Annotated in this window: 17 protein-coding genes; 8 read left to right on the top strand and 9 right to left on the bottom strand. The window is 64.3% G+C overall.

Annotation, left to right across the window (positions count from 1 at the left end; genetic code table 11):
- Positions 1-62: 62 nt before the first annotated feature.
- Genes ABG82_RS06900 through ABG82_RS06895 form a run of 3 tightly spaced genes read left to right on the top strand, consistent with a single transcriptional unit; the run spans position 63 to position 2,349 of the window.
- Entirely contained in the window at positions 63-482 is a 420-nt protein-coding gene (locus ABG82_RS06900) for a hypothetical protein (RefSeq protein ID WP_054175723.1), read from the top strand.
- Positions 463-1,092, top strand: coding sequence for a DUF3558 domain-containing protein (locus ABG82_RS29305; RefSeq protein WP_078343880.1), 630 nt, complete (start codon positions 463-465; stop codon positions 1,090-1,092). Before ABG82_RS06900 ends, ABG82_RS29305 begins: the two co-directional genes overlap by 20 nt.
- 15 nt (positions 1,093-1,107) lie before the next feature.
- Entirely contained in the window at positions 1,108-2,349 is a 1,242-nt protein-coding gene (locus ABG82_RS06895) for a hypothetical protein (RefSeq protein WP_043077287.1), read from the top strand.
- On the opposite strand, the gene ABG82_RS06890 is transcribed toward ABG82_RS06895, so the two are convergent.
- From ABG82_RS06890 to ABG82_RS06875, 4 genes are all read right to left on the bottom strand, one after another.
- Positions 2,346-2,777 carry a hypothetical protein gene (locus ABG82_RS06890; protein ID WP_131676243.1) on the bottom strand — a complete coding sequence of 144 codons (432 nt, stop codon included), beginning with the start codon at positions 2,775-2,777 and terminating at the stop codon, positions 2,346-2,348. The genes ABG82_RS06895 and ABG82_RS06890 overlap by 4 nt on opposite strands.
- Before the next feature lie 65 nt (positions 2,778-2,842).
- Positions 2,843-3,331 (bottom strand): VOC family protein, encoded by a 489-nt coding sequence (locus ABG82_RS06885; protein WP_043077289.1) that lies wholly within the window; start codon positions 3,329-3,331, stop codon positions 2,843-2,845.
- 30 nt (positions 3,332-3,361) lie between these two features.
- The gene (locus tag ABG82_RS06880; RefSeq protein WP_043077290.1) at positions 3,362-4,696 is read right to left on the bottom strand and encodes a WS/DGAT domain-containing protein; all 1,335 of its coding nucleotides are present in this window, start codon (positions 4,694-4,696) and stop codon (positions 3,362-3,364) included.
- A 7-nt stretch (positions 4,697-4,703) separates the two neighbouring features.
- A complete protein-coding gene (locus ABG82_RS06875) occupies positions 4,704-6,248 on the bottom strand; it encodes an ArnT family glycosyltransferase (RefSeq protein ID WP_043077291.1) in 1,545 nt (514 codons plus the stop codon).
- Positions 6,249-6,287: 39 nt separating this feature from the next.
- Here ABG82_RS06875 and ABG82_RS06870 point away from each other — a divergent pair, with 39 nt between their 5' ends.
- The 3 genes from ABG82_RS06870 to ABG82_RS06860 all read left to right on the top strand — a co-directional run bounded on the left by ABG82_RS06870 (position 6,288) and on the right by ABG82_RS06860 (position 8,062).
- Positions 6,288-6,806 (top strand): DoxX family protein, encoded by a 519-nt coding sequence (locus ABG82_RS06870; protein WP_043077292.1) that lies wholly within the window; start codon positions 6,288-6,290, stop codon positions 6,804-6,806.
- Positions 6,807-6,924: 118 nt separating this feature from the next.
- A complete protein-coding gene (locus ABG82_RS29145; protein WP_005059458.1) occupies positions 6,925-7,050 on the top strand; it encodes a hypothetical protein in 126 nt (41 codons plus the stop codon).
- A 262-nt stretch (positions 7,051-7,312) separates the two neighbouring features.
- Entirely contained in the window at positions 7,313-8,062 is a 750-nt protein-coding gene (locus ABG82_RS06860) for a hypothetical protein (protein ID WP_052510966.1), read from the top strand.
- Between the two features lie 2 nt (positions 8,063-8,064).
- Here the strand turns inward: ABG82_RS06860 and ABG82_RS06855 are convergent, their stop codons facing one another.
- The 4 genes from ABG82_RS06855 to lpqS form a co-directional block, all read right to left on the bottom strand.
- Complete coding sequence (locus ABG82_RS06855) at positions 8,065-9,849, bottom strand: ABC-F family ATP-binding cassette domain-containing protein (RefSeq protein WP_078343878.1); 1,785 nt, start codon at positions 9,847-9,849, stop codon at positions 8,065-8,067.
- A gap of 7 nt (positions 9,850-9,856) precedes the next feature.
- Positions 9,857-11,071, bottom strand: a complete 1,215-nt coding sequence (locus ABG82_RS06850; protein WP_043077335.1) for an MFS transporter — start codon at positions 11,069-11,071, stop codon at positions 9,857-9,859.
- Positions 11,072-11,121: 50 nt separating this feature from the next.
- Positions 11,122-12,147, bottom strand: coding sequence for a PLP-dependent cysteine synthase family protein (locus ABG82_RS06845; protein WP_043077293.1), 1,026 nt, complete (start codon positions 12,145-12,147; stop codon positions 11,122-11,124).
- Between the two features lie 168 nt (positions 12,148-12,315).
- Positions 12,316-12,735 (bottom strand): putative copper homeostasis (lipo)protein LpqS, encoded by a 420-nt coding sequence (gene lpqS, locus ABG82_RS06840; protein WP_078343875.1) that lies wholly within the window; start codon positions 12,733-12,735, stop codon positions 12,316-12,318.
- Between the two features lie 137 nt (positions 12,736-12,872).
- Between lpqS and ABG82_RS06835 the strand changes: the two genes are divergently transcribed.
- Both ABG82_RS06835 and ABG82_RS06830 read left to right on the top strand, forming a co-directional pair.
- Complete coding sequence (locus tag ABG82_RS06835) at positions 12,873-14,393, top strand: multicopper oxidase family protein (protein ID WP_043077337.1); 1,521 nt, start codon at positions 12,873-12,875, stop codon at positions 14,391-14,393.
- A gap of 40 nt (positions 14,394-14,433) precedes the next feature.
- A complete protein-coding gene (locus ABG82_RS06830; protein ID WP_234707998.1) occupies positions 14,434-14,817 on the top strand; it encodes a VOC family protein in 384 nt (127 codons plus the stop codon).
- Here ABG82_RS06830 and ABG82_RS06825 read toward each other — a convergent pair.
- Positions 14,808-15,524 carry a class III extradiol ring-cleavage dioxygenase family protein gene (locus ABG82_RS06825; protein ID WP_043077294.1) on the bottom strand — a complete coding sequence of 239 codons (717 nt, stop codon included), beginning with the start codon at positions 15,522-15,524 and terminating at the stop codon, positions 14,808-14,810. The two genes, ABG82_RS06830 and ABG82_RS06825, sit on opposite strands and share 10 nt — an antisense overlap.
- Positions 15,525-15,608 lie beyond the last annotated feature (84 nt).

Genomic DNA, 15,608 nt, shown 5'->3' with positions numbered 1-15,608 from the left:
GGTTACATGGCGTACGGATGCACACGCAGGCATACTGGCAACCACCACGAGGGGAGGAAATCGTGACCACAGGCTTCAACTGGGACAACTTCAGTCCCGATCTACAGCAGAACGCGATGTACGACGCCAGCAACGGTCAAACGTTGCACATGGCAGAGAACGCTGGTCAGAAAGCCGCAGCTTATTGCCTGCGCGCCAAGGAGAAAGTCGATGCGCAGCTACGGAAGATTGCCGAGCTAAAGAAAGTCAGCGGCTTTGGTGAGGGTGTACCTCTCGACACAGGCAAGGGTGTCGTAGACCAATACTCAACCGTTGCCGCCAATCTTGAGACCGCACTTACAGCGTTAAGCAAGGAGTATCAAGGCTTCGCCGACCGCTTCGTCGCCACCGAGATGGCCGTACGTGCCGTCGAGGAGAACAACACTGCGTCCCTGAAAGGTCGCCAAATCTCGATTGATCCTCATGCTGCGGGCATGCAGTAAAACTGCGCTTCTGGCGTCGGCCATTACGGCCGCTAGTGTGCTTGCGGCATGCACGCAAGCGACCGGCGGCTTGGCAGTACGTTCCTCCTCAAACGCAGCCAGCGAATTGCAACAATCGACGGCATCGCCGACGACTGTCCAAAATACTCTGCCAGCGCCTCATCCACCGCCTGACAAGCACTCGGATGGCACTGCCTTCGAGCCATGCACCTCGTTTGCTCGTGAGGAACTTCAAAACTGGGGGGTGGATCCAAATAAGGTTGACGATGTCAGTATCGAAATGCAAAACCAAATACGCGGATGTCGCTGGTGGGACGGAAACCGGTCCTGGTCGCTAACAATCGATGTGCTCAACGCAACTGTCGAGAAGTACCTACGCCCCGACCCCACGCTGAGTCTTCAACAGCCGGTTTCAATTGGCGGACTCTCAGGCGCTATTTATGCCTCCGCTAATCGAGACAACTGCACTGTGGTGTTGCCATCGCAAAAAGCTGTGGTGTTCTTTGATGTTTACGTATCCACTGGCGACCAGGCCCATGCGTCGATGCCAGACACTTGTTCAAAAGCTACAGCCATCGCCACTGCCGTAGCAGGCAGGCTGCCCCAGTAGCGGGAGGGAATTGATATGGGTAATGACAATTGGTACGGCAAGAACGACTATCAACAGATACTCAACGAGCTGAAGAGCCTGGACCCGGGCAGCGTCTCAGACACGGCGAATCTATGGGACGGAATTGCAAACGAACTTAACGCCGCAAGCGTTGAGATCAAGTCGTTGAGTGGCAAACTTGGCCAGGACGACTTCTGGACGGGCGCGGCTGCGGACGCGGCCAAGCAAGCAACCTCCACCAGTGAACGCAACGTCGCATTGGACGGCGAAGCAAACAGCCTGGCCACGGTAACCCGGCATGTTGCGGATACTCTCCGCGGCGATTCCCGGACGCTGCAGGCGTCAGTGAACATGGCCAACAGCCATAGCCCTGCACCCGAAAAGAAGAAGGACCCTGACGACTACGCCAAGAAGCTGAAGGAGCTGCAGGGGTACGCGCAGTCCACGTACACCAATCCGCTCAGCGGCGAGCAACGCAAATTCCAGAGTGCGTACAACCCCCAAACAGGTGGCGACACACCGAATCCGGTGATCAACAACAACGGTGGAGGCGGAGGAAACGGCGGCGGCTCAGGCGGCGGCCAGGGCACCGGCGGCGCGAACAATCTCACCGACGGACTCGCCGACAAGAACACTAAACCCGCCTTCAGCGACGGTTCAGGCAACCAGAGCGGACAAGGCCAGGGCGCTGGTGCCGGCAGCGGCGGCGGTTCGGGCGGCGGCAGCCCCCAAAGTGGTTCCGGCGGTTCGGGTAGCGGCTTGGGCAATGCCCTCAGCGGTCTCGGCGGCGGCTCGGATAAGACCGGGTCGGGTCTGCCGCTGGGCAGCACCACCGCAGCGGGTTACAGCTCGTCGTCGGGCTCAGGTTCAGGCACCGGAACCCTCAGCGGCCCAGGCGCATTGCGCGGGGGCGCGGGTGTTCCCGGCCTGGGCGGCAGCGCCGGAACTAACCCCGCCGGCATCGGTGGCGCCGGAATCCGCGGTGGCGCAACGGGCATGGGTGGCATGGGCATGGCCCCGATGGGAGGCGCGCACGGCCGCGGGGGTCACGGCGAAGAGGACGACGAACACGAAACCCCCGAGTTCCTCATCAACTGGGACAACGGCAATGAACTGTTCGGCGATCTGCCCAAGGCATCGCCGGGTGTCATTGGCGACTGGTCAGAACACGAGCGTGCCGAACAGCAGCGCCGCGAGTCCGAAAAGCGCCGCTACAAATCTCTCGGCTGGAACGTCGACTTCGGCGACGAACGCTAGGGATCGAGCACCGGCTGCTGCTCGTCCACGGGCGATCCGTTGAGCAGCATCCGAAGCTCATCGCGGTGTTGTTCCAGCAGCTCGGCGAGCTGACGCATCTGAAGTAGCGCCAACATGACACTGTCCGTCCCCGGCGAATGTTGGGCCGCCATCTCACGCAGCGCCGCGATCTGCCCCCGCAAATGCTGGGCACGAGAACGTTCGCGCTCCAACTCGCGCGCGTGATCGGCGGGTTCCACAACCTGATTCGGCGGCGCCGCGGGACCGCCGTCCGCGATACCGGCTTGCCAGCGGGCACGGCGTTCTACCCGCTCTTGCACGGCATCCTGCCGTGCCTGCGCCATCCGGTCCTCATGCCGGCGCCGGTGCCTGGCACATTTCGGGCAGCGGCAACCGCGCGTGTACCCAAGGCAACTCTCGACAGCCATCGCCTTCAGTGTATGAAGTTCTGGCAAACTCTGCCGAACGTAGCTTGGGCGAGCAGCGCATGGCGCTAGGAACCTGCCAGCGCTGCGGCAACGGCCTCCCGGGCGACAGCCACATCGAGTTTGTGCATCTGCATCATGGCCTGCATCGCGGCATTGCCCGTCACCGGATCGGAATGGAAGATCAGGTCGATCAGCTCACGCGAGACCACCTGCCACGAGAGCCCGTACTTGTCCTTGAGCCAACCGCATTGGGACTCCTGTCCCCCATCTGCGGTCAACGCCGACCAGTAGCGATCGACTTCCTCTTGTGACGCACAGTCGATCTGGAGCGAGATCGCTTCATCGAAGGTGAACTGCGGCCCCGCGTTGAGGGCGGTGTACCGCTGCCCGTCCAGTTCGAACTCGACGGTGAGCACGGCGCCCTCCGGCATGGGCGTATTTGGCCCATAGTGCGTGACCTCAAGAATCCGAGAGTTCGGGAACACGGACACATAGAAGTTCGCAGCCTCTTCGGCCTGGGTGTCGAACCAGAGACAAGGAGTAATAGTTGGCATATCGGTATCGACCCGCGCCGGACGCAAAACTCATCGCTGCAGCTGAGACACCTCGTCAAGAGCGTCGGCGAGCAGGGATCCGTAATGATCGGCATCGGGCATCACCGCCGCGCTGGTGTGCACGCTCACCGTGACGGCGTCACCGATGCCATGCACTCCATGGGTCAGACCCATCGCCGGCGACAGCGCCGGGAACCCGGCAGTAAACGCCACCGTCCCACCACCGAGCGTCAGGTCGGCGGCACCGCGCACCACACTCGACACCACAGTATTGCCCGCCACCGTCGGCGGCATGAGGTCGGTGTTGAACGCGTTCACCCCCGCCCACATCATCGGCGCCGGCAGCGCCGCCCCACCGGCGCGCTGGGCCACCAGTACCGGATGCGCGGCACGGCGGCGCCTGCTCTCGATACCCTCGGCGATGCTGCGTGCCCGGGTCCGCAGGTCGGGCTCGCTCCAGCACAGGTCTACCCCAACATTGCGGAAATTGTTGCGCGCCAGCGATTCTCCTGGTTCGGCAACGGTCACCTCGGCGCCCAGCCTCTCCGGGACCCATTGACCGTGATCGCGCAAGTATCGCGGTAGTGCCGAAGAAATCGCCGTCATCACCGCGACAGTCACACTGACGCCGTCGGCGCGCAGTTCGTCTCGGGGGCGCACGATCATCCGAATCTCCCGATGCTCACCGGGCCGCGCGTTGAGCGAAATCAACGGGAAGCCTTGTGGTTCCGGCTCCAGCTCACCGGCCGCCACCAGCTCCTGCTGCCGCTGGTAGGCCAGGTACCCGCCCCTGCTCACGGCCAGTAGCTGCCCCAACTTCCCCGGGAAGTCCAGCAGACCACGCAAGGCCGGGCGGGCGGGTACCTCGGGAACCGCGCCACCCACGGGCGATCCGTCGCCGAACAAGGCCCGCGCCACCGCGGTAGCCCGCTGGCCATCGGCCAGCGCGTGCGATACCTGCAGCACCGCGATCAGCGCCGAGCCCGATACCCGTGGCGCACCCTTGATATCCGGGAAAAGATGTAAATGCCAAGGACTTTGACGAATATCGACGGTATTGGGCAGCAGTGCGGCAATGGCAGATCGGCACCGCGGCCAGCTGGGGTCGGCCAGCGCATGCACGGTCAACGGCACCTGCGACTCATCGCGCGGACCCCAGTACGGGTAATCAAGGTGCCCGGCGACGTCAACTGCCCGCACCCGAAGGTCCGCTATCCGGGCCGCGCGTGCGGCGATCACCGAGCGCACGGCGTCCAAATCCGGCGTCGGCGAATCGAAGCAGAACAGCAGAAACTGATCGTTGGGGATCTTCGTCGACATCCAATACATCTGGGCGTCGCGAGGCGCCATCTGTTCGATCGTCATCGCGCGCCTACTGGTACGTGCGCCAGTCGTCCCATAGCTGTTGCCACGGCGCAATTCTGCCGTAGTACCGATAGACGTGCGCCTCGTCCTCGCCGGGCGTGTGCAGCAGCTCGATGCGCTGCACACCCCGGAACCCTTGGGCAAGTTTGGCATCCGGATCGTCGACGCCGACGTACATCATGTCCGTCATCGATTCCGGCGGCGCCCCGAAGTAGTAGTAGCCGCGGTGGAAGCTGTAGGCGCGGGAGATTCCCGCGCGTCCGGCCTCGACGTCGTAGGCGGCGGCCATCGGATAGATCTGCACGACGAGGGCCGTGCGGTTGCGTATCTCCGGCGGCATCGAATCGTAGGTGTCCCGGGCGACCTGTCGTAGCCCCTCCGTGGAGTGATCGCCGTCGGCAAGCATCGTCGGCCCCATCGCACCGGCCCAAGAAAACCAGCGCACGGCGGCCGATTCAGACACGATGGGCAGCCGGACGATTGCCATGATCACCGACGCGGCCGTCACCACCGCGATCAGGCCGTAGACCACGCCACGCACCACGGGACGGACCGGGCGCCACCGAGAAAGCCCCACCGCGCCCGCGGCAATCAATAGGGCATACAACCCCATGCCGTAGTAGGCGCGTCCATGAGAGACGAACATGAACACTCCGACCAACACCGCGGCCAATCCCAAATATCGGTAGGGCCGTAGCGACGGCGCCGCCAACAGCGCGACGACTCCGGCCAGCAGCAGCCCCAGTCCGATGACGGCGGAGCCGACGAGCATGCCGCCCAACAGCGCCGCTCCCCGCTCCGACTCGGCGGCCACGATCCCGGCCATGCGCAAGTACGGCCATCCGTGAGTGCCCTGCCAGATCAGGGTGGGGACGGTAGTCACCACGACGACCGCTGCCCCGGTCCACAGCTGTCGGCGGCGCAGCAGCGCCCGTGGCCCCAGTACTGCCGCACTCAGCAGCACCGCAAGCCACAGGGCCGGAATGAGGAACTTGGTCTGCATGCTGATCGCGGTGACGATCCCCGCCCAGAGCAGCAGCCGGTCGTCGGGCAACCGTTCCCGCAGACTGCGCGTCCAGCGCACCAACAGCCAGCACACCGCCGCCCACAGCGCCGGATCGATCGCCGGTGTCTGCAGCCAGTGCGCCAAAATCTGGAACATGGCAGTGGCGTAGGCGATCGCCGACACGGATTGGGTAAGGCGGCCGCCGCCGAGCTCGGCCGCGATCAGCCCACACATCAACGACCCGATCGCCACCGCCGCGGTGGCCGCGAGCCGCAGCACCCACAGCGATCCGGGCGCAATGTTGTCAGCGAGGCCCGCGATGAACGGGACCAGCGGCGGTTGGTCGAAGTACCCCCAGGACGGATGATCGCGCCCGGCGACCACGAAGTAGGCCTCGTCGAAGAAGTATCCGTATCCCCGGCTGGCCCAACCGAACACAACAGCGGTAAGCGCGGTGATCACGGTAAGGTCGGCGCGTGCGATGCGCACGGTCGGTATGCCGGGAATGTTGTCGCCGTCGTCGTACCGGGAAGTGACCGCCGCCATAGCGGATTCACCCTAGCGCGCGTGCCATAGAATCCCGGCGTGCCGAGCGCCAAACAGTACAGCGATCCGTTGACCCGCAACGATATTGGACTATTGGTCCTGCGTGTCGCGGTGGGGGTGACGCTGTGCTGGGACGGGCTGAGCGTCGTGTTCGCCTCCGAACAGTTCGCACAACTCGGCTCGGCCTCGAGCGCGTCCGCTGATCTCGCGGCGCGCGTGCTCGCCGGTACTTACAGCATCGGCGGCGCGCTACTTGTCGCCGGAATGCTCACTCCCCTCGGCGGGGGCGCGGTGCTGGGCTCGATGCTCTACGCCGCCACCTTGGCCTACTCGGTACGCCACGATCTCTTTCAATCCGGCACGGCCGTGCAGTTCCCGCTTGTGCTCGCGGCCGCGGCCATCGCGATCATTCTTATTGGACCGGGCCGCATATCCGTGGACGGACGTTTTGGCCGCGAAGAATGGCCGAACGCGGTCTCATCGGTGCTGGTTGTGGCCGGATTTGGGGCGGCTATTGCCGCCTGGGTGCTCGTCAAGGGCACCAATCCGTTTTCTTAAGAGTTCAGCAAGGCCGCTTATGGTCTATGACCTGGGCCGATGGCGGCAGCGAAAATTGCCAGACTTTTCCGATTCGTAACTCAAAGATTTCTTAATGGTGACCCCTACTGTCAAGTACATGACGAACGAGGAATTCGGTGCCACGGTCATCGAGATCGACTTCGAAGCCATCTACAGCGGCGAGCTGCTGGTCGAGGGCGACAACACGGAGCAGACCGATGAGTGGTTCCCGCTAGCCGTATAACGGCAGGTTGGCGAACCCCCAGAGGGGGGACGCATCGGCGAGGCGCGTAGTGCCTCGCATGCCGGGCCTAGTCCCGGATGTTTCTCACTCAATCCGTTCAACAGGCGAGGGCAGTCACTGCGACTGCCCTCGCTTTTTCTTTAGGCGTTGATGTTCGACCCGGCTGACGGCAGCGGTCACCGCTTGATCCATCCGGTTATAGTTCGCTAACACGCTTCATGACCGACCACGGGGGGATCACATGCCGCACGCTGCGCTACCTATGCCAGAGCACTGGAGAAGTCGGCCGATATTCACGACGCTGGTAGGAATCGTCACGCTGGCGCTCACCGCTGCAGCTGGCTACTGGACGCTGGGGCTCATCACACGCCAGGAGTACCTCACCGCGGCGTTCGCTGCCGGCGCCACGTTGAGCCTGCTGGCCCTCACGATTGTTTTCGTGATGCAACGCGCCGGGTGGGTCAGCGTTCGCGGCGAGGCGGACGGCACCGCCACCCACCTTCACCCGGACCCCGTCTCTCGGGTGGCCACGATCGCGGCATTGGCCTTCTTGCTGCCGACGAGCATTTTGTTCGCGGTGTTCGCACCGCAGGGCGCCCTGGACATCTCGATGGAGCGCCACTTCATGAAGGCTGAAATAGCCGCAGTGGTGGTGGCGGTGGCATCTGCGGTCGGGCTGGTGATGTTGGTCCTGCACCGCAACGATCCGCAGCGGATCGACTTGTCGCCCACCGGCTTCTCCGTCACCGAGTGGAAATCCTGGTCGGCGGACTGGGATGACATCGTCGAGGTCACCAGCGACTCGCCCCTCGCCAAACGGGGCTTCCCCATCGTCATCCGGGTAACGGGAGAAAAGTCCCATTCGATGAGCTCGCCCATGGCGTACACGCCCGGTGGGCGCGCGCTGTATTGGCTGTTTTGGTACTACTGGCGCCACCCGGCGCTGCGGGATGAATTGGCCGACGGGCGCGCCCTGGACCGGCTGCGCGAGCAGCGATTCGAGCTCGACTAGCTCTACTCGAGCTCTTCGGCGAGCTCCATCCATTGCACCTCGGTGGCGTCCTTCTCGGCGACGACGGCATTGAGCTCTGCCGTCAGCGTCACCACCCGATCCGGATCGGTGGCGTGTTCGGCGAGCTTCGCGTGCAGGGCGGCCTCCCGCTCCCCCAGCTTGGCCACGGCCCGCTCAAGTCGGCCGAGTTCTTTCTGTGCCGCGCGCAGTGCCGCACCATCGCGGCCGCGTTCAGGCACGGCTTTGGCGGCGGGCGCGGCGACCGGTTGGGCGTGCCGGCGCAGATACTCCTCGATGCCGCCGGGCAGATTGGTCAGCTTGCCGTCACCGAACAGCGCCCAGGTGGAGTCACACACTCGCTCGATGAGATACCGGTCGTGGCTGACAACCACCAAGGTGCCCGCCCAGCCGTCCAGCAGATCCTCCACCTGCTGCAGCGTTTCGATATCCAGGTCGTTGGTGGGCTCGTCGAGCAGCAGCACGTTCGGTTCGGCCATGAGCACCCGTGTCAACTGCAGCCGGCGGCGTTCACCACCGGAGAGGTCTCCGACCGGCGTGCGCTGACGCGCCGGGCTGAACCCGAGCATCTCGGCCACCTGGGAAGCGGAGAGCTCCTTGTCGCCCAAGGTAATTCGCAGCGCGATGGATTCGATCGCATCGAGCACCCGGATGTCCTCCGGCAGGTCGTCCAGTTCCTGGCGCAACCAGCCGATGCTGACCGTCTTGCCCTCTTTGCGATGCCCGGCCGCCAACGGCACCGCACCGGCCAGTACGCGCAACAGGGTGGTCTTTCCGGAACCGTTGACTCCCACCAAACCGATGCGTTCACCGGGGGCCAACCGCCAGGTCAGATCACGCACCAGTTCCTCACCGGCGGGTGTCGTCACCGTCGCGTCCTCGAGTTCGATGACGATCCGGCCCAGCCGTCGGCGCGCAAAAGCCGTCAGCGCCACCGAATCTCGCGGCGGCGGCACGTCGGCAATCAAGGCTTCCGCGGCCTCGATGCGGTACCGGGGCTTGGATGTGCGCGCGGGCGGGCCACGGCGCAACCAAGCCAGTTCTTTGCGGGCCAGATTGCGGCGACGAGCCTCCGCCGCGTCGGCCTGCCGTCCTCGTTCGGCGCGCGCGAAGGTCCAGTCGGCGTAACCGCCTTCATACGATTCGACGTTGCCGTCGACCACTTCCCAGGTGCGGGTGGCCACGTTATCCAGGAACCAGCGGTCGTGTGTCACGACAACGAGCGCGGTGCGCCGCGCCAGCAGGTGCTCGGCAAGCCACTGCACGCCTTCGACGTCCAGGTGGTTGGTGGGCTCGTCAAGGATCAGCAGATCGAGGTCACGCACCAATGCCGCGGCGAGCCCCACGCGGCGCCGCTGGCCTCCGGAGAGTTGATCCACGCGCCGCTCGAGTCCCAGGGCCGCCACCCCGACACCGTCCAGAACCGAGCGGATCCGCGCGTCACCGGCCCATTCATGCTCGGCGACGCCCAACGGCGCGATCACGACATCGAAGATCGTTTCGCCCTCAAGTTCGTCGCGCTGGGTGACGACGGCCTGGCGCAGGTCGCCGACCCGACTGACTCTGCCTTGATCTGCCGGTTCGATGCCGGCGAGCACCTCCAACAGCGTCGTCTTGCCGCCACCGTTGAGGCCCACGACCCCGATGCGATCTCCCGCCTGTACTCCGAGGCTGACGTTCGAGAGCAACGGCTTGACGCCGTACGACTTCGATACGTTCTCGAGGTTGACGAGGTTGATGGGCTTGGCGGGGCTGGTCATGGCCTCCACAAACTACTCAGGCACGGGCGGCCGGCGCCACTTCCCTGCCTCGGTCGAGGAGCCCCGCCCGCCACAACGCGAACAATGCCGCCGCGCACACCAGGCCGACAGCGGTCAGCGATACCCACAACAACGAGGGCATACCGTGCTGCTGGGCGTAACCGAACACCGACCCGGTCATCAGATTCCCGGCCAGGATGCCGATACCGACGATGGTGTTGTACAGCCCGTAGTGAGTGGCCACCAAACGGTTGTCGGCCAGCCTGACCACGGTGTCCATCTCGAAGGGAAAGGTCGCGATGGTTCCCACGGCCAACAACGCCGCCGAGAGCAGCAGCGCGGCGACCGCGGCGAGTCGTCCTGCCGACGCCGCGGCGGGTAGCAGCGCCAACGGCACGAACGCCGTCGCGATCACCAGCATCCCGAACACCAGACTGCGGCTGGGGCCGAACCGCGCGGAAAGCCAGCCGGTGAGTCGCACCTGACCGGCGATGGCCACCAGCCCGGACACCACGAAGATGCTTGTCACCAAAACCGTTTCGGACCTCTGGTCCTCGGTCAGCAGCGCGGCCTGGAACGGCAACGCCAGGTACACCTGGAAGGTGAGCACGTACGAACCGACCATGGCGCCCGAGAACAACAGGAATGCCCTGTTGGAAACCACCGACCGCCAATCAGCGAGCACCGGCTGCCGATCGGCACCCGGCTCGGCCCCATTCGCCGGCAGCGCCATCAACTGGATGACGGTCAGAAAAGCGAAGACCGCCGCGGCGACGGCACAGGTGATTCGGAAGTCCCACGCGGTCAACGCCAAACCGAGGATCGGCCCGAACAGGATGCCGGCCTGATAGAAGACGTTGAAGACCGCGAAGGCTTCCACCCTGCGCTCCCCCGAGTCGGCCGCGAGGTAGGCACGCACCGCGGGATTGAACAGTGCACCCGCGAAACCCGTAGCCGCCGAGGCGATCAATATGGCGGGCAGAGTTCCGACGAAGGCCAGCATCAGGAATCCCGCGGTACGCAACAAACAACCCGCGACGATCAGCGGCTTGTACCCGAACCTGTCAGCCAGCGTGCCGCCGACCAGAAACATGCCCTGCTGGGAGAAGTTCCGAACTCCCAGCACCAGCCCCACCATCCAGGCCGCCAGCCCCAAGGGCCCGGCCAGATATCCGGCGAGGTAGGGCATCAGCATGTAGAAGCCGACGTTGATGGCGAACTGATTCACCATCAGAATCTGGCTGGGCCGATCGAAAGACCGGAACTGGCGGAATGTCTGGATCACGCCGTCCGTCCTATCGGGTCAATCACGCGGGTCAGTCTGGTCCAGCGATCCACCACCCTGTCTGCGGGATCGTCGATCACGTCGGGATTCTGCGCGGGCGGGCGGTCCAGCAGATCGTGGCTGCGGCAGTAGTCGTCATCGTAAATTGTGCCGTGATAGCGCATCGGGCCGTCGGGGAAGATCGCGGCGATGCGCGTGCCGGGCGCCGAGGTGCGTGCCACCCAACCCGCGACCAATGCCACCGCACCGACGCTCCATCCACCGCTGGCGTGGTAGGTGGCGGCGAGAGTCCGGGCCGCCCAGACCGCCTCGTTCGGTGCGACCCAATGAGCTTCGTCAAAGGCGGGATAGTCGACATTGCCCGGGTAGATGCTCGACCCGAGCCCGCGCATCAGCCGCGAGGCGGCGGGCTGCCCGAATATCGTCGATCCGATCGTGTCGACGCCCACGAGCCGCAGATCCGGATTATGTTCCCGCAGCACGCGTCCCACGCCGGAGGAGTGCCCGCCGGTTCCCACCGAACACACCAGTGTGTCCACGGTGCCCAGCTGGTCGATCAACTCCTCGGCGAGGCCGCGGTAAGCGTCGACGTTGTCGGGGTTCTGGTACTGGTCGGGGCACCACGAATCCGGTTCGACGGCAAGTATTTCGGCAACGCGATCCTTGCGTGCCTGTTGCCAGCCGCCGATCGGGTGCGGCTCGGCCACGATTTCCACGCGCGCACCGTAGGCGGTCAGCATGCTGCTGACGATGGGTTCCAGACCCGGATCGGTGACCAGGGTGACCGGATGACGGTAGATGATGCCCGCCAGCGCCAGCCCCAAACCTAATGTTCCGCTGGTTGATTCGACGATCATGGCGCCAGGCTTGAGGTCACCACGTGCCCGGGCCTGCTCGATCATGTGCAGTGCGGGCCGGTCTTTCATACCGTTGGGATTGTGGCCTTCGAGCTTGGCCCAAAATCCGGTGCCGGGTGGCGCGAAGGGCTCGGACACCCACAGCACCGGGGTATTACCCACCAATGTGTTGGGGTCGTGGAACCTGGGTCCCTGGTGAGTGCAGCTACGACGAGATGACAGAGCAATGCTGTTGTTCATGAAGAATCCCTGCGTGAGGGCCGCACGAAGCGGCCGGGAAGCTGATGGCGGCGCGCGTGGGCAGGACGGAATCCCGTCATGCCCGTGGGCCGATCAGCGCCGAATGACGCAGAGAGTGGTGAGGATGTCGCGGCCCGTCCGGGCCCTGTAACAATCGGTGGGCAGCGGCGGCCCCCGCGACAGATGTGCCGCCACGAGTTGGAACACGAGAGTGGCCAGCATCAGCGCGGCGAGCACGATCAGAACGCGCAGCGGATTCAGGCCGCGGGCCACGGCAACCATTCCGTCCAGGGTCTGGCATGTCAGCTGGTGTATCGAATTGTCCAGGTGCGCATGGGTAGCCGACGGGCCATGCCCGGGCAGTGCGGCGTGTGCCGCCTGGTGGTGCGGCGCACCGGCGCCGCCATGCCCGGAGACACAATGCAGGATCGGCAGGCTCGACATCATCGCGACCAGGATCGCGACGAGCCAGAGTCGACCATGACCACCGCTGCGGCGCGCTCGGGTCGACATGGCAGCCAGGCTAGCACCATTTTTTATACCCTTACGGGGTATGTGATCTGATCGCGACCTATTCGTGGTGAGCGCTCAATGCGATTGGCGCGTGCCCGGGTTGCTCCACATACCCCTGCGGGGTATACATGGACTTCATGAGCACTGGCATGTCAGCACGGCTTGGCCGACGCGAACTCCTTCGTCTGGGCATGACGGCCGCAGCCGTGGGAGTCTTGGCCTCCTGCACCAAAAACACCCCCAGAGCTGCCACATCGCAACGAATCAATCCCGATTCACCCCGAATTGCCGCAGTGGAAGCGACGCGAAGAGGTCCGGGAGCCGCAGTCCGGCAATTCGCGCTGAACGCAGGTCCCACGGAACTCGACCTTGCCGGAACCCGGGTGCCAACCTGGGCATACGGGGGGCGGGTACCCGGACAGGAGATCCGTGTCCGCAGAGGGGAGATACTCCGGGTGCGGACGGTCAACAACCTCCCCGCGCCCACCACAGTGCACTGGCATGGGCTGGCTCTGCGCAATGACATGGACGGCGTGCCCGGCCTCACTCAGTCAGAGATCGCGCCGAACGGAGTCTTCGACTACGAGTTCGCGGTACCCCACGCCGGAACATATTGGTTTCACCCCCATGTGGGAACGCAGATCGACCGAGGGCTCTACGCACCGCTGATCATTGAAGACCCCGATGAGCGCACCGCGTACGACGAGGAGCTGGTGGTGGCGCTCGACGACTGGATCGATGGCACCGGCACCGATCCAGATCAAGTACTCGACGGGCTGCGTACCAAGGGCATGGCACCGATGGATCATTCGATGATGAGCATGGGGGCAGATCCGACGGCGCCGCTGGGTATGGATGCCGGCGATGTGACCTATCCCTACTACCTGATCAACGGGCGGGTGGCCGCCGATCCCCAGTCCGCGACCTATCGCGCCGGGCAGCGGGTGCGGCTACGCATCGTCAACGCGGGCGGCGACACGGCGTTCCGGCTCAGCATTCCGGGCGTGCCGATGACGGTCACTCATACCGACGGCTTTCCGGTGCAGCCCTACCAGGCCGACACCGTCCTGGTCACCATGGGCGAACGAGTGGACGCGATCATCACCATTCCGGGTTCTTCGGTACCGCTGGTGGCCGTTCCCGAGGGGAAGAAGGGATTCGCACAATTGATCCTGCGGTCCGGCGATACGCCGGTGCGCGGGCGGGCCGAGGATGCCGCGATGCTCATGAAGTCCCAGGTGCCACTGGATACCGCGACGCTCACCGCCACCGGGGAGGTTCAGCTCACGCGCCGCGAGCCCAACGTGACCCACGATGTGCGATTGGCCGGGCCGGGTGAGAAGTACACATGGACCATCAACGGCAAAACCTACGACCCGCAAGATGGGCTACCTGTGCGCGAAGGACAGCGGGTACGCCTGCGTTTCATCAACGACTCCATGATGTTCCACCCCATGCATCTACACGGGCACACCTTCGCGGTGCACGATGCCAAGGGGGCGTTCCGCGCCCGCAAGGACACCGTCCTCGTCGCACCCATGAAGACCGTCGAGGTGGACTTCGACGCCGACAACCCCGGGCAGTGGCTTACCCACTGCCACAACATCTATCACGGCGAAACCGGGATGATGGCGGTGGTGTCGTACATGCGGGATTGACGTACTGCCAGTTTCTCATGGCATATGCAAGTGCTCGGCCATGAGCGACAATCGCTCGGTGACGAATCGCTGGATCGGGCTCACCATCGACTGCGCCGACCCTGCGCGCCTCGCATCGTTCTGGGGTGCGGTCCTGGATATTGCGCCATCCACGGAACACGGCGAGGATCCGGGATGGACGAGCCTGGGCACACGAAGCGGCGATCAACCGCGACTCACCTTTCAACGAGTACCCGAAGTCAAGACCTCAAAAGTGCGCTTGCACCTGGACGTCGAAGTCGATGACATCGATTCCGCGCGAAGCCAAGTAGAGAGCCTCGGCGGATCTTGGTCGGGCGAGCGCCACAACTACGACGAGGGCGTGGTGCTCCTCATGCGCGACCCGGAGGGGCATGAGTTCTGTCTCGTGCAGTTTTACGAATGAGATGTCCAGCTGGCCGCGAAATATCCTCGGTACCTTCGCGATGCGTTCGCGTGAAGGTGGCCGCGGAATGCTCGATCGCCAACCGCACCTGCCAAGACCTGCCACGCCGCGAGGCCCGTTTCAGTCCCCCGAAACTGGAGATTGGCCAGGGCGTCCGCATCGGCTTTGCCGAGTGCCCGCATCACCTCATCGTCGCTGAGCTTTGCATCCTCGATGTCCCGCGCGTGGGCAGCTGCGGTCATACAGGTGGATCCTTCACCCATGACAATCATCGAGACGCGCTCGGCCCGTCCGGCCAAATCCCTCCCCAGCTCAGCACACGTATGTCGCGACGCACCGAAATCGACGGCTTGGAACGCAACATCGGCGGCAATTCCCCCTCTCTCACCTATCCGAGATTTACTCATGAGCCAGTACCCGAGAGTCAGGGACAGCGGTAGGGGCTGAGGGTTCTCGCTGTCGACACCCCACCCGTAGTCCCAGCGGACACCGCTGGCCCAGAGGCTTCCATAGACGCAGGCCGGATCGAAACTCCTTGTCATATCGTCGCCGCCCACGATCACGACCAGATGGGGTGCATTCGGGGCAATCACGTGTCCCCCACCGACAATCGGAATATTCAGTCGGCGAACCGATTCCAGGCAAGCATCACGGAGCCGACGCCACTTTCTATCCGCATCGCCCGCAATGTCAGGGATCAACATCATTGGGTGTGGACATATCGCGGCCGAAACCAGCGCCATCAGATCGACTCGCGCCGGTGCACGGCTGGTCCACGTGGCGCGTGGCGA

Source organism: Mycobacteroides immunogenum (assembly GCF_001605725.1).
Classification (GTDB): domain Bacteria; phylum Actinomycetota; class Actinomycetes; order Mycobacteriales; family Mycobacteriaceae; genus Mycobacterium; species Mycobacterium immunogenum.
The sequence above is the reverse complement of the archived record's forward strand: the minus strand, read 5'-3'. Positions and strand labels throughout refer to the sequence as shown.

Coding starts and splice junctions, on each gene's coding strand:
- ABG82_RS29305 (WP_078343880.1), top strand. CDS start 463: ATGCTGCGGGCATGCAGTAAAACTGCGCTTCTGGCGTCGGCCATTACG.
- ABG82_RS06895 (WP_043077287.1), top strand. CDS start 1,108: ATGGGTAATGACAATTGGTACGGCAAGAACGACTATCAACAGATACTC.
- ABG82_RS06890 (WP_131676243.1), bottom strand. CDS start 2,777: ATGGCTGTCGAGAGTTGCCTTGGGTACACGCGCGGTTGCCGCTGCCCG.
- ABG82_RS06885 (WP_043077289.1), bottom strand. CDS start 3,331: ATGCCAACTATTACTCCTTGTCTCTGGTTCGACACCCAGGCCGAAGAG.
- ABG82_RS06880 (WP_043077290.1), bottom strand. CDS start 4,696: ATGACGATCGAACAGATGGCGCCTCGCGACGCCCAGATGTATTGGATG.
- ABG82_RS06875 (WP_043077291.1), bottom strand. CDS start 6,248: ATGGCGGCGGTCACTTCCCGGTACGACGACGGCGACAACATTCCCGGC.
- ABG82_RS29145 (WP_005059458.1), top strand. CDS start 6,925: ATGACGAACGAGGAATTCGGTGCCACGGTCATCGAGATCGACTTCGAA.
- ABG82_RS06860 (WP_052510966.1), top strand. CDS start 7,313: ATGCCAGAGCACTGGAGAAGTCGGCCGATATTCACGACGCTGGTAGGA.
- ABG82_RS06850 (WP_043077335.1), bottom strand. CDS start 11,071: ATGGTGAATCAGTTCGCCATCAACGTCGGCTTCTACATGCTGATGCCC.
- lpqS (WP_078343875.1), bottom strand. CDS start 12,735: ATGTCGACCCGAGCGCGCCGCAGCGGTGGTCATGGTCGACTCTGGCTC.
- ABG82_RS06835 (WP_043077337.1), top strand. CDS start 12,873: ATGAGCACTGGCATGTCAGCACGGCTTGGCCGACGCGAACTCCTTCGT.
- ABG82_RS06830 (WP_234707998.1), top strand. CDS start 14,434: ATGAGCGACAATCGCTCGGTGACGAATCGCTGGATCGGGCTCACCATC.
- ABG82_RS06825 (WP_043077294.1), bottom strand. CDS start 15,524: ATGATGTTGATCCCTGACATTGCGGGCGATGCGGATAGAAAGTGGCGT.